Annotated in this window: 15 protein-coding genes; 13 read left to right on the top strand and 2 right to left on the bottom strand. The window is 59.0% G+C overall.

What is annotated here, in order from left to right; genetic code table 11:
• Positions 1–6 precede the first annotated feature (6 nt).
• A complete protein-coding gene (locus tag ACFO1S_RS25710) occupies positions 7–1,803 on the bottom strand; it encodes a sensor histidine kinase (protein WP_204606021.1) in 1,797 nt (598 codons plus the stop codon).
• Positions 1,804–1,998: 195 nt separating this feature from the next.
• On the opposite strand from ACFO1S_RS25710, the gene ACFO1S_RS25705 reads away from it, so the two are divergent.
• From ACFO1S_RS25705 to ACFO1S_RS25670, 8 genes are all read left to right on the top strand, one after another.
• The gene (locus ACFO1S_RS25705) at positions 1,999–2,997 is read left to right on the top strand and encodes a 2-hydroxyacid dehydrogenase (protein WP_204606022.1); all 999 of its coding nucleotides are present in this window, start codon (positions 1,999–2,001) and stop codon (positions 2,995–2,997) included.
• Positions 2,994–4,049, top strand: coding sequence for an NAD(P)-dependent alcohol dehydrogenase (locus ACFO1S_RS25700; protein WP_378127822.1), 1,056 nt, complete (start codon positions 2,994–2,996; stop codon positions 4,047–4,049). The genes ACFO1S_RS25705 and ACFO1S_RS25700 overlap by 4 nt, the downstream gene beginning before the upstream one ends.
• A gap of 23 nt (positions 4,050–4,072) precedes the next feature.
• Complete coding sequence (locus tag ACFO1S_RS25695; RefSeq protein WP_204606023.1) at positions 4,073–6,775, top strand: family 78 glycoside hydrolase catalytic domain; 2,703 nt, start codon at positions 4,073–4,075, stop codon at positions 6,773–6,775.
• 324 nt (positions 6,776–7,099) lie between these two features.
• Positions 7,100–8,539, top strand: a complete 1,440-nt coding sequence (locus ACFO1S_RS25690) for an SWIM zinc finger family protein (protein WP_204606024.1) — start codon at positions 7,100–7,102, stop codon at positions 8,537–8,539.
• A gap of 21 nt (positions 8,540–8,560) precedes the next feature.
• A complete protein-coding gene (locus ACFO1S_RS25685; protein WP_204606025.1) occupies positions 8,561–10,366 on the top strand; it encodes a HEAT repeat domain-containing protein in 1,806 nt (601 codons plus the stop codon).
• Position 10,367: 1 nt separating this feature from the next.
• Entirely contained in the window at positions 10,368–11,459 is a 1,092-nt protein-coding gene (locus ACFO1S_RS25680) for an ATP-binding protein (protein WP_204606026.1), read from the top strand.
• Entirely contained in the window at positions 11,417–13,813 is a 2,397-nt protein-coding gene (locus ACFO1S_RS25675; protein ID WP_204606027.1) for a DUF5682 family protein, read from the top strand. The genes ACFO1S_RS25680 and ACFO1S_RS25675 overlap by 43 nt, the downstream gene beginning before the upstream one ends.
• A gap of 3 nt (positions 13,814–13,816) precedes the next feature.
• The gene (locus ACFO1S_RS25670; protein ID WP_204606028.1) at positions 13,817–15,028 is read left to right on the top strand and encodes a VWA domain-containing protein; all 1,212 of its coding nucleotides are present in this window, start codon (positions 13,817–13,819) and stop codon (positions 15,026–15,028) included.
• Positions 15,029–15,043: 15 nt separating this feature from the next.
• On the opposite strand, the gene ACFO1S_RS25665 is transcribed toward ACFO1S_RS25670, so the two are convergent.
• Positions 15,044–15,406 (bottom strand): Z-ring associated ZapG family protein, encoded by a 363-nt coding sequence (locus ACFO1S_RS25665; RefSeq protein WP_204606029.1) that lies wholly within the window; start codon positions 15,404–15,406, stop codon positions 15,044–15,046.
• A 281-nt stretch (positions 15,407–15,687) separates the two neighbouring features.
• Between ACFO1S_RS25665 and hprK the strand changes: the two genes are divergently transcribed.
• The 5 genes from hprK to ACFO1S_RS25640 all read left to right on the top strand — a co-directional run bounded on the left by hprK (position 15,688) and on the right by ACFO1S_RS25640 (position 21,867).
• Positions 15,688–16,602 carry an HPr(Ser) kinase/phosphatase gene (gene hprK / locus ACFO1S_RS25660; protein ID WP_204606030.1) on the top strand — a complete coding sequence of 305 codons (915 nt, stop codon included), beginning with the start codon at positions 15,688–15,690 and terminating at the stop codon, positions 16,600–16,602.
• On the top strand, positions 16,599–17,633 hold the full coding sequence (locus ACFO1S_RS25655; RefSeq protein ID WP_204606031.1) for a TraB/GumN family protein: 1,035 nt from the start codon (positions 16,599–16,601) through the stop codon (positions 17,631–17,633). Before hprK ends, ACFO1S_RS25655 begins: the two co-directional genes overlap by 4 nt.
• Positions 17,630–19,627 carry a cache domain-containing sensor histidine kinase gene (locus ACFO1S_RS25650; protein WP_378127818.1) on the top strand — a complete coding sequence of 666 codons (1,998 nt, stop codon included), beginning with the start codon at positions 17,630–17,632 and terminating at the stop codon, positions 19,625–19,627. The genes ACFO1S_RS25655 and ACFO1S_RS25650 overlap by 4 nt, the downstream gene beginning before the upstream one ends.
• On the top strand, positions 19,599–20,414 hold the full coding sequence (locus ACFO1S_RS25645) for a response regulator transcription factor (RefSeq protein ID WP_204606032.1): 816 nt from the start codon (positions 19,599–19,601) through the stop codon (positions 20,412–20,414). Before ACFO1S_RS25650 ends, ACFO1S_RS25645 begins: the two co-directional genes overlap by 29 nt.
• A gap of 142 nt (positions 20,415–20,556) precedes the next feature.
• Entirely contained in the window at positions 20,557–21,867 is a 1,311-nt protein-coding gene (locus tag ACFO1S_RS25640) for an extracellular solute-binding protein (RefSeq protein ID WP_204606046.1), read from the top strand.
• The last annotated feature ends 49 nt before the right edge of the window (positions 21,868–21,916 follow it).

The raw sequence follows: 21,916 nt of genomic DNA, 5'->3' as shown, positions 1-21,916 counted from the left end.
ACACCTCTATTTCAATATCGGAACGTTCAAGATGACCTTCGTTCCCTTGTCGAGCTCGCTCTCCAGCGACAATCCGTACTCGGGACCGTAGTAGAGGGAGATTCTCGAATGCACGTTTTTTAGCCCGATGCTGCGCTTATCCCGGCGCCCAAGCTCGTTAAAGGCGGGCGGCTCGCGCAGCAGCGAGCGCAGCTCCTGAAGCTGATCGTGCGACATGCCGACGCCGTCGTCCTCGATCTCGAAGACGAGCCGCTCCTCTTCGCGGTATACGGTCACAGCAACCGTCCCTTTGTTTTTCGTGCTTTCCAGGCCGTGGTACAGGGCATTCTCGATGATCGGCTGAACGATAAGCTTCAGCACCTTCAAGGACGACAAGCCCTCCTCCAGATTGAAACGGAAATCGATCTTGTCCTCGTAGCGGATTTTCTGGATCGTCAAATAGTTGCTGACGTGCGCCAGCTCTTCCTCGATCGGGACCAGCTCGCTTTCCGTCTTGATGCTGTAGCGGAACATGTCGCCGAGCGCCTTCGTCATGACTGCGATGCTCTCGACTTCCTCGATCTCGGCGATGCTGTTGATCGCCTCCAGCGTGTTGTACAGGAAGTGCGAATTGATCTGCGCCTCCAGCGCTTTCATCTGCGAGTCGAGCGTAATCAGTCTGTTCTGGAAGCTCTCCTTGATGTAATTGTCGATCTCCTGAATCATCTTGTTGTATTCGGTGTACAGCACGCCGATCTCGTCCGTCCGCTCCAGATGCTTCTTCGTCGTGACGAGGCTGAGGAACTTGTTTTTGCGCATTGTTTTGCTTAGATCGATAATCGGCTTGGTGATCAGGTTCGAGAGCAGAATGGAGAGGAGTACGAAAATGACCGCGCAAGTGGCGGCGATCGAGATCAGCACTCTCTCGGACACGCCATATTGCTTGTACAGCTCCGACAGCCGGACCGACGCGACGATTTTCCAATCGTTATCGGGAAACGGCTTGACGACGACCAGCGTTCCGTCCTGTGTCTCCTCGGCGGCTTCTCCGGCATGTGCTGCCGCCCAGCTACTCAGCGGCTCCGGAAGATTTTCGCCGATTCTCGGCGTTTTGGAGTTGTCGTACAGTATTTTTTCATTCCCGTTGACGAGAAACATATTCGTAATATCAGGGACGATATCTTTATCGATGCCTTTGAAAATATCGAGCCCCGTGTCGAGCATCAGCACGCCGAGCAGCTGTCGGGTATCCGGATCGTACAGGGCGCGGGAGAAGGTGATCGACGGCTTGGCGTTAATGATGAAATCCTTTGTGCTCGCATCGCTGATATACAGCCCGCCATTTTGCTCGATCGTCTTGATATACCAGTCGTCCTGAAGCGGGATATAGTCGACTTGCAGGTCGGTGCTGATGCCGTAGCTGATCGATTTCCCATCGGGGAGGAAAATGTAGATTCCGTTCAGATAAGGATTGCCCAGCATGAGATTGCTGAAAAAAAACAGCATGTTCGAACGGGCCGTAAACAGATCGTACTGATCGGCGTTCGGATTGTTGATCAGCTTATTAAGCTCCTGGGATACGGTCACGGCGCCGGGACGGGTGGAAAACTGCTGGAACGACAGCGTAATGCGGTCGATATTCTGGAAAATATGATCGATCCGTTCGACGGCATTGTCGAGCGTGCCGGTCGACACGAGAGAGACTTGTTTGGCGACAAGGCCGGTATAAGCCCTGTAGGAAAAAATCGTGACGATGAGAATGGGAACGATGGATATGCCCAGAAATACGAAAAAAAGCTTGTTGCGAATATTGCGATTGATCATAACGGCTCCTCCGCTGGGCGTGTCTCGAAATAGCATACCATGATGCCGGAAGCCGCACAAAGGGAAGCAACAGGCCTAAAGATAGTGCACTCGATTCGCTAAAGTTAATGTACCCTTGAAGGAGTTATGATACTTTTGAAGTGTATCGGCCGCGATAGTCGGACGATAGATGACGGAAGCAATGGAGGAAATAGGATGGCGATGCCCAAGGTGCTTGTGCTGAAGCCGCTGCCGGAAGAAGCGAAGCGGATTATCCGGGAGCGCTGCGAGCTGATCGAGCCGCAAGCCAATCCCGTCAGCCGGGAGAAGCTGCTAGAAGGAATATGGGAAGTCGAAGGCTTGCTTACAAACGATGTTCGGATCGATTCCGAGCTGCTGAATGCGGCGAGCAAGCTGAGAATCGTCAGCAATCAATCGGTCGGCTACGATAATTTTGATCTTGGGGCGATGAGGGAACGCGGCGTGATCGGCACGCATACGCCCTTCGTTCTTGACGATACCGTTGCGGATCTCGTCTTTGCCTTGATGCTAGCGGCGGCGAGGAGAGTTCCCGAGCTGGACGCCCAGGTCAAGCAAGGCAAATGGGGGGAGCCCGGCTGCGGAGGGGAAGCCCATTACGGCATGGATGTGCATCATGCGACGATCGGAATCGTCGGCATGGGCAGAATCGGGGAGGCGGTGGCGCGCAGAGCGTCGCTCGGCTTCGGCATGAATGTGCTGTACAGCGGCCGTTCTCGCAAGCCGGTCGCCGAGCAAGCCTTCGGCGCGCAATTCCGCACGCTTGAGCAATTGCTGGAGCAAGCGGATTTCGTCGTCGTACTCGCTCCGTTCACGCCGGAAACCGCCAATATGATTCGGGCCGAGCATTTCGGGAGGATGAAGCCGTCGGCGGTATTCATCAACGCATCCCGGGGACAACTGGTGGACGAAGAGGCTCTGGAGGCGGCGCTGAGAAACCGACAAATCTTCGCGGCTGGGCTGGACGTCTATCAGCGGGAGCCCGTGAAGGCCGGTCACCCGCTGCTGTCGCTGCCCAACGTCGTCACGCTGCCGCATATCGGCTCGGCGACGGCGAAAACCCGCTACGAGATGGCGATGACGGCGGCGAACAATCTGGTGGGCGGTCTATTGAACGACAGGCCGATTCATATCGTGCCCGAATTGCGGCACTTAAGAGGAGGGGGATTGGAATGACTGTTCCCGCAATGATGAAGGCAGCCGTCATGACGGAGCCTCGGCTGATCGTCACGGAGGAAAGGCCGGTTCCGCAGCCCGACGAGCATGAAGCGCTCGTCAAGGTCATGGCGGTCGGCGTATGCGGCTCGGACGTGCATTATTTCGAGCATGGCAAAATCGGCAGCGCGATCGTCCGGTATCCGATGATTCTCGGCCACGAATGCGCAGGGGAGGTCGTGGCCGTGGGCAAGGCGGTTACCCGACTGAAACCGGGCGACCGGGTGGCGATCGAGCCGCAGACGACATGCGGTCGCTGCTCCGCCTGCAAGTCGGGCAAATACAACCTGTGCCCCGAGGTCGAGTTTTTCGCCACGCCGCCGATCGACGGGGCGTTCGCCCAATACGTGAAGATGAGGGAGGACTATCTGTTCCCGATCCCCGACAGCCTGAGCTATGAAGAAGCGGCGTTGATCGAGCCGTTCTCTGTCGGCATTCACGCCGCGAACCGGACCGGCTTGAAGCCGGGGTCTTCCGTGGCGATCATGGGCATGGGGCCGGTCGGCCTGCTGGCCGTCGTCGCGGCAAGAGCCTACGGGGCCAGCCGGATTTACGTCACCGATCTGGAGCCTGTCCGTCTGGAAGCCGCCAAGAGACTGGGAGCTACGCACGCCATCAACGTTCGCGAGCAGGACGCGGTGGAGACGATCAAGGCGCTGAACGGCGGCTCGGGCGTCGATGTCGCCTGGGAGACGGCCGGCAATCCCAGAGCGCTGCAGTCTGCGCTGCTGTCGCTGAAACGCGGCGGAAAGCTTGCCGTCGTCGGTCTTCCCGTGGAAGCGGAAATTCCGTTGAACGTTCATTTCATCACCGATCACGAGGTCGATATTTACGGCGTGTTTCGCTATGCCGACACTTATGCGGCGGGCATTGAGATACTGGCTTCCGGCATCGCGGATGTCCGTACGCTGGTTACGGACCGCTATTCGCTGGACCGGACGCAGGAAGCGATGGAGCGTGCCCTGAACAACAAGAGCGGAAGCTTGAAGGTCATCGTCTATCCGAACGGATAAGGCGGAACGAGAGGAGAAGTGACATGGCGGATTTCGGCGTTCATTCGCTCACTAGCGAATATCGCGAGCAATTGCTTGGAACCGATGTGCGGGTTCCGAGGTTCGGCTGGAAGCTAGCATCGGTTAGTAGAGGGACAAGCCAGAGCGCTTACCGCATTCAAACGGCGGAGTCGGAGGAGGGCTTCGGATCTCCGGTCTGGGATTCGGGCCGCATCGAATCGGACCGTTCCGTGCTGGTGGAGTATGGCGGGCCGCCCGTCCGCTCGAGAACCCGTTATTATTATCGGGTAAAGCTATGGGACAATGACGGCCGCGAGACGGAATGGAGCCGTCCCGCTTGGTGGGAGACGGGGCTGCTGTCCTCGGAGGAGTGGCTGGCGGATTGGATAACGCCTGATCCGGAGGCGATCGATCCGCACGCGAAGGAAGCGTTTCTGTTGAGAAAAGGCTTTCGGGCGAAGCAAGGCATTCGCAGCGCCCGGATCTATGCGACGGCGGCCGGCGTGTACGAGCTGTACGCGAACGGCGCGCGGGTCGGCGAAGACGTGCTGGCGCCGGGCTGGACAAGCTACCGCGAGCGCCATCAGTATCAAACCTACGACGTTACCGATATGCTGCGCAGCGGTGAGAACGTCATCGGAATCGTGCTTGGCGATGGTTGGTATAAGGGTGAGCTGACATGGCTGAGCAAGCGAAACATATATGGGGATAGAAGGGCGGCCTTGCTGCAGCTTTGCGTGCGTTACGAGGACGGAAGCGAAGAGTGGGTCGCCACCGATCCGACGTGGGAAGCGGCGACAGGCCCCATCCGGATGTCCGAGCTGTACGCCGGGGAGCTGTACGACGCGCGCCTGGAACGCGCGGGCTGGAGCGAAGCCGGCGAGAAGGCCGGGCAATGGCATGGAACGACGACGGTTCGGCTCGGCTACGGGCAGCTCGCGGCGCAGGAGAACGATCCGACCCGCGTTGTCGAAACGCTTGCTCCGCAGTCCGTTCTTCGCACGCCGCAAGGAGACAGGGTGCTCGACATGGGGCAGAACCTCGTCGGACGGATGGTCCTCACGCTTGATCTGCCGGCCGGCGCTCATATCCGCCTGCGTCACGCGGAGGTGCTCGACAAGCACGGGAATTTCTATGTCGGCAACCTGCGCAAAGCCAAGCAGACGGTCGAATACATCGCCGGAGAAGCCGGCAGCGTCTCCTTCGCGCCGCATTTTACGTTCCAGGGCTTCCGATACGTGCAGGTGGAAGGACTAGAGCATCTGTCGGACGAGCGTCTGGCGAGCGGATTCGTCGCCGAGGTGCTGCACACGGACATGAAGCCGACGGGCAGCTTCGAATGCTCGAACCCGATGGTCAATCGCTTGCAGCAAAACATCGTATGGGGGCAACGAGGCAATTTCCTGGACGTGCCTACCGACTGCCCGCAGCGCGACGAGAGGCTCGGTTGGACCGGAGACGCCCAGGTGTTCATTCGAACGGCGGCTTTTAATTATCATGTCGGCCCGTTTTTTACGAAATGGCTGCGCGATCTGAAAGCGGATCAACGCGAAACCGGCAGCGTACCTTACGTCGTGCCGAACGCCCTTGAGAATTACACGTCGACCATGTGGGGAGACGAGACGTATACTTCGTCGGCATGGGGCGACGCGGCTACGGTCTGTCCCTGGACCGTCTATCAAGTCTACGGCGACCGCCGCTTGCTGGAGGAGCAATACGGAAGCATGAAGGCATGGGTAGAGTTCATTCGCGCCCAAGGCGACGAAGAGAGTCTATGGAACTCGGGCTTCCACTTCGGCGACTGGTTGGCGCTGGACGCCCACGAAGGCAGCTATTTCGGCGCGACTCCGGTCGAACTGGTCGCTACGGCCTACTATGCGCTGTCGACGCGTATTTTGCGCGATGCGGCCGCCGTACTCGGCAAGGACGAGGAGGCCAGAGAGTACGGCAGGCTGCTGGAAGGAATCGTGGCCAAGTTCCGGGAGGCGTTCCTTACCTCCGAGGGAAGGATGGCCGCGTCGACCCAGACGGCGAACATTTTGCCGCTCGTGTTCGAACTGCTCGACGACGAAGACCGCAAGCGGATTGCCGCCGATCTGAACGAGCTGGTGCTGAAGAACGGCTGCCATCTGGACACCGGCTTCGTCGGCACGCCGTATCTGTGTCTGGCGCTGTCGGAGAACGGCTATCACGACACCGCCGTGAAGCTGCTGCTGCAGGATACCTATCCGTCATGGCTGTATTCGATCTCGAAGGGGGCCACGACGATCTGGGAGCACTGGGACGGCATCAAGCCGGACGGCTCCTTCTGGAGCGACGACATGAACTCCTACAATCACTATGCCTATGGTGCGATCGGGGATTGGATGTACCGATACGTGGCGGGACTGGATATGGACGAGAGCGCTCCGGCTTACAAGCGGGTTCGAATTCGTCCGGGACTCGGCGCCGAGGGGTTGACCTCGGCACGGGCAAGCTTTGAGTCCGCCTACGGGCGAATCGGGTCCGAGTGGCGCGAGGAAGGCGGCGAAGTATTCGTCGGCGTCGATATCCCGGCTAACGCCGGAGCGGACATTTTGCTGCCGGGAGCGCGGTTGGCGGACGTGACGGAGAGCGACGTGCCGTTGCAAGCCGCCGAAGGCGTCGTTTCTTGCGAGGAGACAGACGAAGGAGTACGGCTCGCGGTCGGCTCCGGCTCGTATCGCTTCCGTTATTCGGCGTCTTAGCCTGAATTGAACGTCTACAAAAGCGCGATAGCTGCAACTGATCGCAATAGAGAAGAGACGGCGTAGGGAGAAGTTCTCCTGAGCCGTCTCTTCCTCTTTTATATGGACTTGGTCTAACGGGCAGTTCACCAGGTGAAGCGGATTGACTCCCGGTCCGGCCAGGTACTTTCGTAGGAGGGGATTGAAGGGATAAAGTCTCGAATATATTTGGGAAGTATGGGGCGATTGTCGGACTCGCTACCCAAATTTCCCCATCTGGAGAGGATATCTCCAGAGCAACGGTTAATTAAATAAGGGATGATTCTACCAATGAGAGGGATGGCGATGAACAACTTAACTGAGGCCTACGTGGACAGTCTGGCCCTCAACGCGGCCGCAATCAAGAACGGCAAGGATCTGGTCAAGAAAAACAGCTTTCAGCAATTGTCGCATTCCGAGGACCATACGCTGTTGTTCGGAGAGTGCAAGGGAAGCGGTAAGGAGCCTTACCGCTGCTCGGCGGATTTCCTGAAGCCGGACAGTCCGGTATTTCGCTGCTCGTGCCCGAGTCGCCAGTTTCCGTGCAAGCATCTGCTCGGGCTTCTCTACGCGTATGCCGCCGGCAAGCCCTTCGCTCCGGCTGAAGTGCCGCAGGAGATCGCGGACAAACGGGAGAAGGCTGAGAAGCGCGAGGAGAAGAAGCGCGAATCGGCGGCTGCGGAGCCGACGGAGCCGGTCAAGCGCAAGACGAACAAATCCGCTTCGATCAAGAAAGCGGCTGCGCAGCTGGAGGGTCTGGCTGTCGCGGAGAAGCTGCTGAGAAGCCTTGTGCAAGCTGGCTTGGGAAGCGCGGACAAGAAGACGGTTCAACTGGTTGCGGATCAATGCAAGCAGTTGGGCAATTATTACATACCCGGCGTACAGACGGCTTTCCGGGGGCTGCTGCTCGACCTGCAATCGAAGGAGGACCGGGAGACGGTGTACACCCGGGCAGCCGGACGCATGACGCTGCTGCATTCTCTATTGAAGAAAAGCCGCGAGCATCTCACCGCAAGGCGCGACAATCCCGATCTGCCTCCGGATGCCGAATCGACGCTGGAGGAAGCGATTGGCCATGCCTGGCAGCTTGCGGAGCTGCGGGAGAGAGGACTGACGCGCCGCGATTCCCGCCTGCTGCAGCTGGCTTTCCGATCTTACGGAGACGACGCGCGAGGAGAGTTCGTGGACGAAGGCTTCTGGCTCGAGCTGGGCGCGGGCGATGTCTGCGTGACCCGCACGTACCGTCCGTACAGGGCGGCCAAGCATATGAAGGAGGACGATTCGGCATTCCATCTCGCAAGCGTCGACGAGCTGTTCGTCTATCCGGGCGAGTTGAACGCTAGAGTCCGCTGGGAGACCCAGACGTTCGAGCAGCCGGACACGGCGACGTTCGAATCCGCTCGAAGCGCGGCGGTTCAGAGCATTCCGGAAGCGATTAAGCGGGTCAAGGGCCAGATCAAAAACCCACTGTCCGACAAGCATCCGGCTGTGCTGCTGGCTTACAGTCAGATTGTCGAAGCGAATGGAAGCTATGCTCTGAAGGACATTCAGGGCAACCTTCTTGCGCTTGCGGACCTGCCCTGCCTGCAGCAGCCTACGACCCATCTGCTGCCCCTGCTGGGCAACGAGGACTTGAACAATCAGGCGGCGCTGCTGATGTTCGAGCATGATCTGGAGAGCAATCGATTAATGGCGCAGCCGCTTAGCATCGTATCGAACAACGGCGTAGTACGCTTATTGTATTAGCTTGTAAGGGAGGACTACAGGATGAGCATAGAGACCTTGCACGAGCTCCATCAGGAGACAAGGAGATTATTCATCGCCGGGAGCAAGCTGGCTCACGGCGATCTGCGGCTGGGCAAGCTGCTGCCCACCGTCCGCAAGCTGGGAGAGGCTTCGCCGGTATTCAACCGCGTGGCGCAGGCTGTGGAGCAGACCGTCAACGCCCGGCCTGAAGAGTCGGACGAGAAGCTGCTGGACTTGTCCGCGCTGCTTCATTCGATCCTGCATACGCAGGGCAGGACCGATCTTCAAGCCGAGACGACGCCGCTTTCCGGGACCGTCTCGTTCGATTACGTCTTCCAGCCTTACCGGAAGCTTCAGCCGGTTATTGAAGCGTTGACGGAGAAAGGCCAGGGAAGGCTTGAAGTCATTCGGCAGGCTTGCGAGGAAGGTACGATTCGGGACTATCGGCTTCTGGTGCCGGTTGTGGCCGCATTGGACGACAGCTATGCGGAAATTCCCGAGCTGGTGGAGGAGCGGATTGTTCCCCGGTTCGGCAACGCAGCGCTCCCGGTGCTGCTCCAGCATTTTCGGCCGGACGGCGGCAAGGGAGATTCGCGCAAGCTGCGGCTGATCTACCGCTTGCAGGGCGAGGGAGCCAAGGAACTGCTCTTGCGCATAGGAGCGGAGGGCTCGCCGGAAGTGCGGTCGACGGCGATCGAACTGCTCGGCAACTTCGCGGATCAGGAAGCCTTCCTGCTGTCGCAGACCAACGAGAAGCGCAAGGAGATTCGCCGTTCCGCGCTGCTGGCGCTGGCGGCGCTGGGCACTGCCAACGCTTCGGATCGCATCTATAAAGCGCTCTTGTCCAAGGACAGGGAGCTGGCGGTGGAGGCGATCGCGCAAAGCCGGGACGCGGATTTGCACCGGCGCGTCGTCGCTTATGCGAGAGAGGCCGGGGAGGCTGCGCTTCTGAACGTCAAGAAGGGGGAAGAAGTCTGGGCGCCCCTGCAAGCGTCGCTTGACGCTCTGTATGGTCATTCATCGCCGGAAGCCTTTGGCCTGCTACAGGATTTGTTGTCCGATCAGGCCTTTGTCGTTCATGCGCCGCTGGGGCTGCAGAGAACAGCCGTGCGCTTGCTCGTCGACGACTCCTCCGAGGAGGCCAGAAGCCTCACAATCTCGCTCGCGGATAGGCACAAAGGCCGTTTCCTGAGCTATAGCCTGCATGCGGCGGTAGAAAGCCTCGATCCGGAGCAGGTGTACGAGCGCTTCTCGAAGTATGCCGCCAGCGAGAAAAGAACGGAGCTCGGGGACTTCTTCAAAAGATATTTGCCTCCGGTGACCGACGGGATGACGGAGGATTTAGAGGAGGATCTGGAGGAAGAGGAGTACGGAAGAAGCCCGGATCGGCCGCGCCCGATCGATCGCCGCTGGCTGGGAGTGTTCATCCGCATCGACGAGTTGGAGGCCGTGTGCAGATTGGCTTGGGAGGCGGACGCCTTGACGGTGGAGTACCTCAAAGCCAAATGCGCGGCCAAGAAGGATTTTACGGACTCGGAGATCATTCACGCTCTGCTCGCTCTGTTCAAGCTCGGCTGCCCCGAGGCGCCGGAGGTGCTGATGGATGTTCTGGAATCGGGCAAGCGGCGTATGATCTATTATTTGTATCCCGAGCAGGCTCTGCTGCTGAGGCAGCTGCCGGGAGTATACGGGGAGAAGCTAGCCTTGCAAGCGGAGAAGCTTCATTATCCAAGCGTTCGCGAGCAAGTGCTGGAGATCGCAGATGAGCTGAGATTAAAGACGGAAGCCGCGAGCATCGGCGGAAGCAATGAGAAGGGGTTCTTATAACATGAAGCAAGCGGATTCCATTTTGAGGCGATCGTCCGAAATTCAGTATGCGCAGGAGCTGGAGGCGCTGGCCGCTTCCGACGGGGACGCGAAGCCTCCGGGCTGGAAGCTGTCGCCGAGGGCGGTATTGACCTTCATAACGGGAGGCCAAGCGGGAGGCGTCGGCATTCGGCCGAAATATATCGGCCACAGGCGGCTGGTCGAGATGGCGATCGCTACGCTGCTGACCGATCGCGCTTTGCTGCTGATCGGAGAGCCTGGGACGGCGAAGTCCTGGCTGTCGGAAAATCTGACGGCGGCGATCTACGGAGATTCATCGAAGGTGATTCAGGGGACGGCAGGCACGAGCGAGGAGCACATTCGGTATTCCTGGAACTACGCGATGCTGCTGGCGCAGGGCCCTTCGGACGCGGCTCTTCTCAAGAGTCCGATCTATCGGGCGATGGAGGAGGGGGGAATCGCGAGGTTCGAGGAAATTTCCCGCTGCGCTTCGGAGGTGCAGGATGCGCTGATCTCCATCCTATCGGAGAAGACGATCTCGATTCCCGAGCTGGGCCGCGAGCTGTCCGCAGCTAAGGGCTTCTCCGTCATCGCCACAGCCAATACCCGCGACCGGGGAGTGAACGAGATGTCGGCGGCGCTCAAGCGAAGATTCAATATTATCGTGCTGCCCTCGCCTGCGGATATCGCCACGGAGGTGGACATCGTAAACCGCCGCGTCGCGGAGATTGCCGCCAATTACGAGCTGCAAGCCGCGCTGCCCCAGGAGGAGGCCGTCCATAAGGTCGTCACGATTTTCCGCGAGCTCCGGGGCGGCGCGACCTTGGACAATAAAGAGAAGGTCAAGCCGCCAAGCGGCGTGATCTCGACGGCGGAGGCCATCTCGCTGCTGACCGGAAGCATGGCGCTGGCGGCGAGCTTCGGCACGGGAGAGGTGGCCGATGAGGATCTCGCGGCATGCCTGCAAGGAGCGATCGTCAAGGACGAAGAGAAGGATCGCCGCATCTGGAAGGAATACCTGGACAATGTCATGAAGAAGCGGGGATCGGAATGGCGAAGCCTGTACAACGCTTGCCGGGAGCTGAACGGTTGAACGGGGCGAGGGAGCGGGTGCATGTGTTCGGCGTAAGGCATCTGTCTCCGTCCGGCGCTTATCAATTGAGAGCTTTTCTGGACGAGGTAAGGCCAACGGCGGTGCTGGTCGAGGGCCCGAGCGATGCGAGCGGATTTATCGGTCAGCTGGCCTCAAGGGGAGTGGAGCCTCCGGTAGCGCTGTTGGCCTACACCGATCGGATGCCGGTTCGGACGCTGCTTTTTCCGCTTGCGGCTTATTCGCCGGAGTACCAGGCCTTCTTGTGGGCTTCGCGGCATCGCGCGGTATGCGAATTCATCGACTTGCCGACGGGAAACGCGCTGGCGTTGCAGCAGTTAAGGGATGAGAGCGACGGAAACGGGGCGGACGAGATTTCGGAGGAGGATGCGGCCGAGCGACGCTCTGCGCGGGATATCCGTGTCGACTACGCCCTGCGGCAGCATGCGCTCTACCGCAAGATCGCCGAGCTGGCGGATGAGCCCGATTACGAAGCCTACTGGGAGCGCAGCTTCGAGCACAACCTGAACCAGGGCGCCTACCGCGAAGCGATCCATGCGTTCTCGGCGAGCATGAGGGAGCTGACGGAAGCGGACGAAAGAGGAGCCGACCCGCGAGAGACCGCCTATAACGAGCTGCGCGAGGCGTTTATGCGCCGCCGAATCCTGGAAACGATGGCCGCCGGACATCCGGCGGAACGCATTGTCGTCGTAACGGGAGCCCACCACGCCTCGGCGCTGGATCTTGCTCTCCCTGCGATGGGCGACGAGGAATGGGGCAAGCTGCCGTCGGCGGCGACGAGGCTGACGCTGATGCCTTACACGTACTACAAATTATCTACGCACTCCGGCTACGGGGCCGGCAATCAGGCCCCCGCTTATTATCAATTGTTCTGGGAGTGCCTGAACGAGAACCGGCTGGCTGAGCTGCCGACGATCTATCTGACCCGGCTGGCGACGCTGCTGCGCGAAGCGGGGACGCACCGTTCGACCGCTTCCGTCATCGAGGGGGTGAGGTTGGCCGGGGCGCTGGCCTTCATGAAGGGCGGAAGCCAGCCGACCTGGAAGGACCTGCGGGACGCGGCCGTCGTCTGCCTCGGCAACGGGGAATATTCGGTCATTGCCGAAGCGCTGGCCCGCATCGATGTGGGGACGAAGATCGGCAAGCTGCCCGAGGGGGTTAGCCAGACTCCCGTACAGGACGATCTGAATCGCGAGATCAAGCGGCTCAAGCTGGAGAAGTACAGAACTGCCGTAGCTCAGGAACTGGAGCTGGATCTAAGGGAAAATCGCCGCGTGAAATCGGAGGAAGCCGCCTATCTGGATTTGCATCGCTCGGTTCTGCTGCATCGGTTGGCCGTCCTTGGCATCGGATTCGCCCGCAAGCAGGAAACGAATCAGCAGGCCGCTTCCTGGGCGGAACGCTGGGTGCTGCAGTGGACGCCGGAAGCCGAGATTCAGGCTGTCGAATCGACGCTTAAGGGCGAGACGATTCAAGTCGCCGCCGCTTATGCGCTGTATGAACGGCTGCAAGGCTCGCCCGATCTTGCGGAAGCCGCCAAGCTTATTCGCACGGCTTGCGAATGCCGGTTGACCGATGCGATGGGCGAAGCCACGCGGGTCTTGCAGGAATTGGCCGTTGAAGCGGGCAGCTTCGAGCAGATTGCGGCGGCGGCCTTCGAGCTGTCGGCGTTGATCCGGTTCGGATCCGTCCGCAGACTCGATACCGGGTCGCTGGTGCCCCTGCTTCGCCAGCTGTTTCTGCGGGGGAGCCTGCTGCTCCTCGATGCGGCGAACTGCAACGATGAAGCTGCCGGAGCGAGGGCCGAGGCGATTCAGCAGCTGAACGCTGTCGCGCAGGAGCATTACGAGGAGGTCGACGAGGAGCTGTGGCTCGGGCAGCTTCGGGAGCTGGCTTCGCGGGATGACCGCAATGCCAAGCTGTCGGGGTTTACTTTCGCGATTATGCTGGAGCGCAACGAGGTGTCCGCCGAAGCCTGCTCGCAGGAGGTGTCGCGCCGCTTGTCTCCCGGCGTTCCCGCCGATCTGGGCGCGGGCTGGTTCGAGGGGCTGTCGATGCGGAACCGTTACGCGCTGCTGTCTCGCACGGCGCTGTGGGAGCAACTGGATGCGTACGTCAATTCGCTGGACGAGGAGCCGTTCTACCGGTCTCTTGTGTTTCTGCGCCGGGCGTTCTCCGGATTCGAGCCGCGAGAGCGGGCGACGGTCACGGAATTGCTGGGCGATCTGTGGGGAGCCGGAGCGGAGGAAACGAGCGAGCGGCTGCAGCAGCCGCTGGGCGACGAGGAGAAGAGGAAGCTGGATGAACTTAACGAATTCGACTTTGGAGACCTGTAGCCTATGAGAGAAATGGAGCAAGAGAAGCTGAAGAGGTGGCGGTTGATTCTCGGCGCGGCATCGGAGGAAAAGCTCGAAGCGATGTCCGCTTCCCCGGGCGGCGGGCTGCTGAACGAGGAGGAGCTGCTGCGCGACGCCGCGCTTGCCGCCATCTACGACGATACGACGGGAATGCTGGATAGCGGAGGCGCAGCGGGCAGCCGCAAGGCGGGCTTGGGCAAATCGGCTCCCCGTCTCTCGAAATGGCTGGGGGATGTCCGGTCGCTGTTTCCTTCGGATATCGTATCCGTCATTCAGGCGGATGCGATCGAACGGAAAGGGCTCAAGCAGCTGCTGTTCGAGCCGGAGCTTCTGTCCCAAGTCAAGCCGGACATCCAGATGGTCGCTACGCTGCTTGCGCTGAAGGGGCAAATTCCCGAGAAGGGCAAGGAGGCCGCGAGACAGCTCGTAGCGGCGGTTGTCGAGGAGATTACGAAGCGGCTTGAACAGGAGATGCGGCGAGCCGTGACGGGGGCGCTTAATCGCAGACAGCATTCGCCGCTGCCCTCGTCCAGCGGTCTGGACTGGAAGACGACCATTCGTAAAAATCTGAAAAATTACGACAAGGAACGCGGGCTGTTGATTCCGGACAGGGTATTCTTCTTCGACCGCGCGCGCCGCAGCAAGGAATGGACGGTCATTCTCGATGTCGACCAGAGCGGTTCGATGGCGGACTCCGTCATTTATGCCTCCATAGTGGGCTCGATATTCGCGAGCATGCCCGCTCTGGATACCCGCGTCGTCGTCTTCGACACCGAGGTGGTGGACCTGACGGAGCAATGTGCCCAGGATCCGGTCGACATGCTGTTCGGAGTGCAGCTAGGCGGCGGAACGGACATCAACAAGTCCATCAAGTATTGCGAGCAATTCATTCGCGAACCGAAAAAAACGCTGTTTATTCTCGTGTCGGATTTGTACGAGGGCGGCAATCGCGCGGAGATGATTCGCCGATTGGGGGAAATGAGGCAGGCGGGAGTCCAGACGATGGCGTTGCTTGCGCTTGCGGACGACGGCGTACCATCCTATGACGAGGCGGTCGCCCAGAAGCTGGCCAGACTCGGCATTCCGTGCTTCGGCTGTTCCCCGGACCGGCTGCCGGAGCTGATCGAGGGAGCCTTGAAGGGAGCGGACCTGTCGAGCCTGGCGGACAGAATCAAGACGGAGCGCAAAGGCTGAACGGTCGCTTAGGGCTCAGGGCAGCGTCTCCTTCACGGAAGCCGTGACGTAGAGATAGGGCGTGCGCACCGTCGTGTAGGTGCCGTCGAGCGACTGCTCGGTCAGAAGACCGGCCTTGACGAGCGCGCTGATCTTCGCCGAATCGGCTTTGAACAGGACCCGCCACAGCTCGGGATCGGGCAAGGTTTCGACCAGCAGCTGATCGTTGTAATGCCGTTTCTCCTGATAGACGATTCTGAGCGTATAATCGTCGAAGCTGAATTCGGCGTCTTGAGCAAACTCGCTGACAATTTCCTTGCGAAGCTGGTCCAGCTCATCTTCCGCTTGCTTGAGCCGGGCCTTCAATTGACAGTAACGCGCAAGCTTGTCGACATTCATGCGATCAGACCTCCAATCCTTCGATAGTCATAGGTATGAGAAGAAGCCGTCGTTTATGAGACTGCGCGCATAAGGCGAAGCGCAGGCAAACAGGTCGAGCCGGAGCGGAGGGGTGCTCCCGGACTCGGCCTGTTTGCGTTGCTGACGTGTTGGAATTCGCAGGCAGACAAGAACGACCGACTTGCCAACTGGAAGCTTCGCTATTTTTTGCTATAATGAAAGCACTGTTGCTCTTGAGCTTCGGAGAAACCGAAGAGACGGGCTGCGGGAGGAGGACGCGGATGAAATCCATTACGGTTAAACAACTGCAAGAGAGATTCAAGCTGGAAATTCTGGCGGGCGAGCATCGGCTGGATCGGGAGATCACCCGATCGAAAGCGCATCGGCCCGGACTGGAGTTCGTCGGCTATTTCGATTTCTTTCCCATGAACCGGGTTCAGGTGCTGGGACGCAAGGAAATCAATTATTTGCACAAGCAGACAGAGGAAGAGCGCAATCTGCACATCGGCAACGTCGTGAAATATCATCCCCCCTGCTTTATCGTGACCGCCAATCAGGAAGGTCTTAAATATTTGATGATCTACTGTCAGCAGGAAGGCATTCCGCTGCTCCGAACGAAGGAGACGACGACGGAGTTTCTGGGCAAGCTCGATTCGTATCTCACGCAGGCGCTTGCTCCCGAGATTGCGGTTCACGGCGTGTGCATCAACGTATCGGGAATAGGCATCCTGCTGCGCGGAAAATCCGGCATCGGCAAGAGCGAGACGGCGCATACGCTTATTCGCCGGGGGCATCGGCTTGTTGCGGACGATATCGTGGTGCTGAAGAAGCTGAGTCCGCAGACGATTCTCGGCACGCACAACGAGACGACGCGGGAATTTCTGGCGCTGCGCAGCATCGGGCTGATTAACGTCGTGCGCCTGTACGGAAGGAAGGCATTTCAGGACGAGACGCGCATCGTGCTCGATATCGAGCTCTCGCCATGGCGGGATCAAGCGCTGAACAACGATTTGGAGCTGGAGCAGAAGTATACGGACTACCTCGGGGTCGGCATCCCGCATCTGGAAATTCAGCTGCAGCCGGGTAGAGACGTCGCCGGGATGATCGAAGCGGCCGCGAACAGCTGGTATTTGAGGCAGCAAGGGTACAGCGCGATGGAGGAATTCATGAAAAGAATCGAAGGAGAAATGAAATGATGAAACGTAAGGCAAGAATCGCCTGGATATGGCTTGCGCTCCTCTCGATGGCGGTGCTTGCGGCCTGCGCTTCCGATACGACGAATGAAAGCAAGGCGACGCCGATTCCGACGGAGACCGCAGCCGCAGCCGCGACGGCTTCGCCTGCCGGGCAGGAATCTCCCTCCGCAGCGCCGGAGAAGAAGGAGCACGGGGCCAACGGTTTTCTGTGGAAGGTGACCGGCGGCAAGCACGACGGCTATCTGGTCGGGACGATCCACTTCGCCAGACCGGAGATGTACCCGCTTCATCCGAATTTGGAGCAAGCATTGCAGGAAGCGGATTTCGTGGCGCTGGAGCTGGACTTGACGAAGGTCGATCAGATCAAGACGCTCGCTCTCGTCAACGAGAGGGCTATACTGCCGGAAGGCACGACCTTGCTGGATCGCGTCGACGGCAGGGACTACAAGAAATTCCAGGAAATTCTCAAGAAGTCGCTGCTTGCCGCCGGGGCTCCGATGCTCGATCGCTACGAGCCTTGGTATGCGGCGATGACGCTGGAGAGCTTGCCGGCGATGAAGTATATGTCGACGGACGGAATCGACCAGTATATTGCCAAGCAAGCCCACAAGGATGGAAAGACGGTTCTTGAGCTGGAGTCCATGGAAGCGCAGCTGGACATCTTCGACGAATTCTCGGACGAGCTGCAGAAGCTGTATTTTCGCCAGACAGTGGACAATGCGGCAACGGCACAGGAAGGGCTGGAGCAGCTGCTGGACATGTGGACCGCGGGAGATCTGGAGCAGCTGGAGGCGGTTCATGAGCAATTCGATGCCGAGGGCGACAAGACGATGGGAGATCTGAATGCCGAATACTCGGAGGCGATACTGGGAAAACGCAATGCCGAGATGGCGAAGAAGGTCGATCATTATTTGCGGGACGGGGAAGAAGGCACCTATATGATCGCCGTCGGCTCCCTGCATATGGTAGGCGAGGAAGGGCTGGTTTCCTTGCTGGAGAAGAAAGGCTATCAGGTTGAGTTTGTGAAATGACGGGAGGGCGGCGAGCGCTCGGCAAGCCGACTCATCGCCGCCAACGGCTGCGCTGTCCGACAGGGACGACGGTGCGGCCGTTTTTTGTGGTCTGCGGGCGTCCCGACCGACCGGCTCGGCGAACAAGAGAGAACAAGCGGCTCCGCTATCGCGGACGACAGGTGAAAGGTGAAAGGTGGATTCCTTTGCGGCTAACCCAGCAATCCCCCATGTCCAAGCTATCCAAGTTCAATACCCTTCGCAACCAGATGTTGTTCGGCTTCCTGCTTGTCATGATCATTATCCTCGCGCTTGTCGGCATCATTACATTCGATTCCGTGTCCAATCTGCTCAAGAGCAAGGCCGAGGTGCATATTCAGCAGACCGCGGTTCAGGCGAACGGCCGTCTGGAGGGCATGCTTCAGCAGATCGACTCGCTTACGACGGTCGTCTCGACCAATCCTTATGTGCAGTCGCTGCTTCTGAACGAGTTGAACGGACAGAGGGCGACGTTCGCGGAGCGTCAGGCGCTGCTGCCGATCGTGAATATTGTTCAGACCTACACGGACGGGGTTAAATCCGTGGAGATATACGGCCAGGATCGCCGCAGATTGTTCCCGCTGGACGAAGCCAAGCTGGAGGACAAGATCAGCGAGGAGCGGATCGGCTTGGCGACCGCCGAGAAAGGCGGCATTATCTGGTTCGGCATCGATCCGGCGGACGCCGAATCGGTGCTGGCTATTCGCAGAATCAGCTTGATGGACAGCAACTTCGAGCCGGGGGGATATTTGCTTGCGCGGATCAAGCGCGGGGTATTTTCCTTCCAATCGCCGCTGTCCGGAGACGGAGAGGCGGAATCGATGCTGCTGGTCGGCAGCGACGGCAAGATCATCGCGTCGAACGACCCGGCGATCACCGAGAAGGATGCCGCCGCGCTGTATCATTCGGAGACCGCGACGATTGAAACCGGCGATCAAACCTATATCGTTGTGCGGCAGCGCTCCGCTGTAACGGGATGGACGCTGTTCATTCTCACTCCGATGGGGACCGTCACTCAGGGGATATCGGTACTGCGAACGGCCATTCTGGCTTCGGCGGGCATCGGCACGGTGCTGTTCATCCTGCTGTCGCTGCTGCTCTCGACGATCATTACCCGGCCGGTGTTTAGGCTGATCAAGACGATGCGTGGCGCCCGGCTGGGCGTGCTGAAGCCGACGGATATCGTCTCCTCGACGATTGAGATCAACGAATTGAACAGGACCTATAACCAGATGGTGGACAATATCAACGAGCTGATACGGCTTGTCTACGAGAAGGAGCTTCTGCAGAGCCGAACCGAGCTGAAGGCGCTCCAGGCGCAGATCAATCCTCACTTCCTGTTCAATACGTTGGAAGCGCTCTACTGGTCTCTTCAGGAGAAGTCGGAGGACGAGCTTGCGGAATTCGTCGTCGCCATGTCCGATCTGTTTCGCTACACCATCGGAGGACCTGGCAAGGGAGAATGGGTCACGTTGAACGATGAGCTGGAGCACATCGAACGCTACTTGCTCATCATGAAGATGCGCTTCGGGGAGCGGCTGAGCTGGCGAATTCTGACCTCTCCGGAATTCGGCGCGGTCAGGCTGCCCAAGCTTCTGATTCAGCCGTTCGTGGAAAACGCGATATTGCACGGCGTTGAGAAGCAGATCGGAAGCGGCACGGTTACCGTTTCGGTCGCGCGAACCGAGCGGGAGGACGAGCTTGCGATTACCGTCGAGGACGATGGAGCCGGGATGGACGAGGAAACGCTGCGATCGATTCTGGAAGGGCTGGAGAAGGGGCAGGTCGTATCCCGCAAGTCGGGCATGGGCATCGCCAATGTGTACCGGAGAATCAAGCTTTATTTCGGCGAGGAAGCCGAAGGCGCTTGTCCGATCTCCATTCGCAGCCGGGCCGGAGAGGGCACGAGCGTGAGATTGAAAATATCAATGACTGCGGGTGGAACCTATGCGAACGTATACGATATTGATCGTTGACGATGAACCGAAAACGCGGCAGGGGCTGCAAAGAATGCTTGAAAGCTGGGGCGACGGAAGCTATCGCGTCTTAACGGCGGACAACGGCCATGCCGCATTGGAGGTGCTGAAGGAGCGGGAGATCGACCTGCTCATCACCGACATTCGCATGCCGGAGATCAGCGGTCTGAGTCTGGCGGGCCAGGTCGAGGCGATGGGGCTGACGCGCAAGCCGGCCGTCGTGCTCGTATCCGGCTATGCCGAGTTCGATTACGCGCAGCAAGCCATCCAATTAGGCGTAGTCAACTACCTGCTCAAGCCGATCGGCAAGGACAAGCTGCTCGCGGCGGTCGAGCAGGCGCTGCAAGCGGGGGAGAAGCGCAATCGGATGAGCATGATGCACAGAATCGCCGATCCGCGTCTCATGGAGACGGATTGCTCCTCGGTCAGCAAACCCGTCGCAGACGCTCTCCTGTACGTGGACAAGCATCTGGAGCAAGTGTTCGGCCTGCGGGAGGTGGCGGATGCCATCCAGCTGAACCCGAGCTACTTCAGCGTGCTGTTCAAGGAGCAGATGCGCATGACGTTCAGCGAGTACGTCACCCGGAGGAAGCTGCAGCGGGCCAAGGAGCTGCTGCTTCGAACAAAGCTGTCCGTCGCGGAGATCGCCGAACGGACGGGTTATCAGACGATCAAATACTTTCACAAGCTGTTCAAGGAATACGAGGGGTGCAGCCCGGGCCAATATCGCGCCGAGATGGCGGAATCGGACTCGGACCCGGAGCAGGAGCAGGAAACCCAAAAATAGTGAACTTTATTCTAATGGTTGTGCCCTTATTCATGAAAACCTCGAATGCTACACTGGAAACCAGAAGGAAAGCGCATTCATCATCCTTCACTCTTGTTAAGGGGGAACCACCTTGAAAAGAAAATGGTTAGTCGTTTGTTCGATGCTTCTGGTGTTGCTCCTTGTTGCAACCGCTTGCGGAAGCGGTTCCAATAAGGAAGGGAAGGCAAGCGAAGGCAGCGCTTCAGGCAGCAAGGCGCCGGCGGCCTCGGGCGACAAGATTAAGCTCAAGCTGATGCATCTCTGGCCGGACGGAAGCAATTCCGCGCAGAACAAAGTGATCAAGCAAATCATCGAAGAATATCTGACCGCGAATCCGAACGTGACCATCGATACGGAGGTGCTGGATACCGAGCAGTACAAAAACAAGCTGAAGGTACTGTCCGCCTCCAACGCCTTGCCCGACGTCGGCTTTACGTGGGCGGCCGGATTCATGGAGCCGTATGTGAAGGGCAGCATGTTCACGCCGCTGGACGATCTGCTGCAGGGCGATCTGAAGGACAAATTCGTCTCGGGAACGACGGACGGCTATGCGTTCGACGGTAAAACCTACGGTCTGCCGGTGGAATTGAACATCGTCCCCGTCTATTACAACAAGGAGATTTTCGCGCAGAACAATCTGCAGCCGCCGCAGACGCTGGACGATCTGAAGAAGATTATCCAAACGCTGAACGACAAGGGCATTACGCCGATTACGCTCGGAGCGAAGGATGCATGGACGGCCTCGTTCTGGTACATGTACCTGGCCGATCGTATCGGAGGCCCCGATCTGCTCGACCAATCCGTCGCCGGCAGCACGTTCACCGATCCTTCGCTGATCGAGGCGGCCAAGCAAGCGCAGGAGCTTGTCGATATGAAGGCGTTCGTCAAAGGCTTTAACGGTTTGTCCAACGACGAGGCCAAATCGGAATTTATGAACGGAAAAGCGGCAATGTACGCGATGGGGACTTGGGAGGTTCCGAATTACACGACGAATCCCGACATCCCTCAGGAATTCAAGGACAAGATCGGCTACTTCAAGTTTCCGACAGTTGCCGGAGGCAAAGGAGACCTGGCCGATTGGGTGGGCGGCGTAGGCGTAGGACTGTTCGTCTCCGACAAGTCCCAGTACAAGGAAGAGGCCAAGAAATTCGTCAGCTTCTTCGTTCAGAAGTGGGGCGAGCATTCCGTGACCGACGCCGGCATTATTCCGGCTACGAAGGTCGATACGGCCACCGTCAAATTGCCGCAGATGTTCATCGACCTGTTGAACGAGCTGAATTCGGCGAAAAAGGTTACGCTCTACGTAGATGTACAGATGAAGCCGGTCGCGTCCGAGGAGCATCATAACCTGGTTCAGGCGCTGTTCGGCAAGGCAGTCACGCCGGAGGAATTCGCACAGAAGCAAGAGGCTGCGCTGAAGACGGGCAAATAACACCGACGCGAAGGGGAAAGGACGTTCCGGCGAATACGGGGGAATGTCC

It is taken from the genome of Cohnella boryungensis (assembly GCF_042651945.1).
GTDB lineage: Bacteria > Bacillota > Bacilli > Paenibacillales > Paenibacillaceae > Cohnella > Cohnella boryungensis.
Note: the sequence above shows the minus strand (reverse complement) of the source record. Positions and strands in the feature narration are given on the sequence as shown.

Coding starts and splice junctions, on each gene's coding strand:
- ACFO1S_RS25710 (WP_204606021.1), bottom strand. CDS start 1,803: ATGATCAATCGCAATATTCGCAACAAGCTTTTTTTCGTATTTCTGGGC.
- ACFO1S_RS25705 (WP_204606022.1), top strand. CDS start 1,999: ATGGCGATGCCCAAGGTGCTTGTGCTGAAGCCGCTGCCGGAAGAAGCG.
- ACFO1S_RS25700 (WP_378127822.1), top strand. CDS start 2,994: ATGACTGTTCCCGCAATGATGAAGGCAGCCGTCATGACGGAGCCTCGG.
- ACFO1S_RS25695 (WP_204606023.1), top strand. CDS start 4,073: ATGGCGGATTTCGGCGTTCATTCGCTCACTAGCGAATATCGCGAGCAA.
- ACFO1S_RS25690 (WP_204606024.1), top strand. CDS start 7,100: ATGAACAACTTAACTGAGGCCTACGTGGACAGTCTGGCCCTCAACGCG.
- ACFO1S_RS25685 (WP_204606025.1), top strand. CDS start 8,561: ATGAGCATAGAGACCTTGCACGAGCTCCATCAGGAGACAAGGAGATTA.
- ACFO1S_RS25680 (WP_204606026.1), top strand. CDS start 10,368: ATGAAGCAAGCGGATTCCATTTTGAGGCGATCGTCCGAAATTCAGTAT.
- ACFO1S_RS25675 (WP_204606027.1), top strand. CDS start 11,417: ATGGCGAAGCCTGTACAACGCTTGCCGGGAGCTGAACGGTTGAACGGG.
- ACFO1S_RS25670 (WP_204606028.1), top strand. CDS start 13,817: ATGAGAGAAATGGAGCAAGAGAAGCTGAAGAGGTGGCGGTTGATTCTC.
- ACFO1S_RS25665 (WP_204606029.1), bottom strand. CDS start 15,406: ATGAATGTCGACAAGCTTGCGCGTTACTGTCAATTGAAGGCCCGGCTC.
- hprK (WP_204606030.1), top strand. CDS start 15,688: ATGAAATCCATTACGGTTAAACAACTGCAAGAGAGATTCAAGCTGGAA.
- ACFO1S_RS25655 (WP_204606031.1), top strand. CDS start 16,599: ATGATGAAACGTAAGGCAAGAATCGCCTGGATATGGCTTGCGCTCCTC.
- ACFO1S_RS25650 (WP_378127818.1), top strand. CDS start 17,630: ATGACGGGAGGGCGGCGAGCGCTCGGCAAGCCGACTCATCGCCGCCAA.
- ACFO1S_RS25645 (WP_204606032.1), top strand. CDS start 19,599: ATGCGAACGTATACGATATTGATCGTTGACGATGAACCGAAAACGCGG.
- ACFO1S_RS25640 (WP_204606046.1), top strand. CDS start 20,557: ATGCTTCTGGTGTTGCTCCTTGTTGCAACCGCTTGCGGAAGCGGTTCC.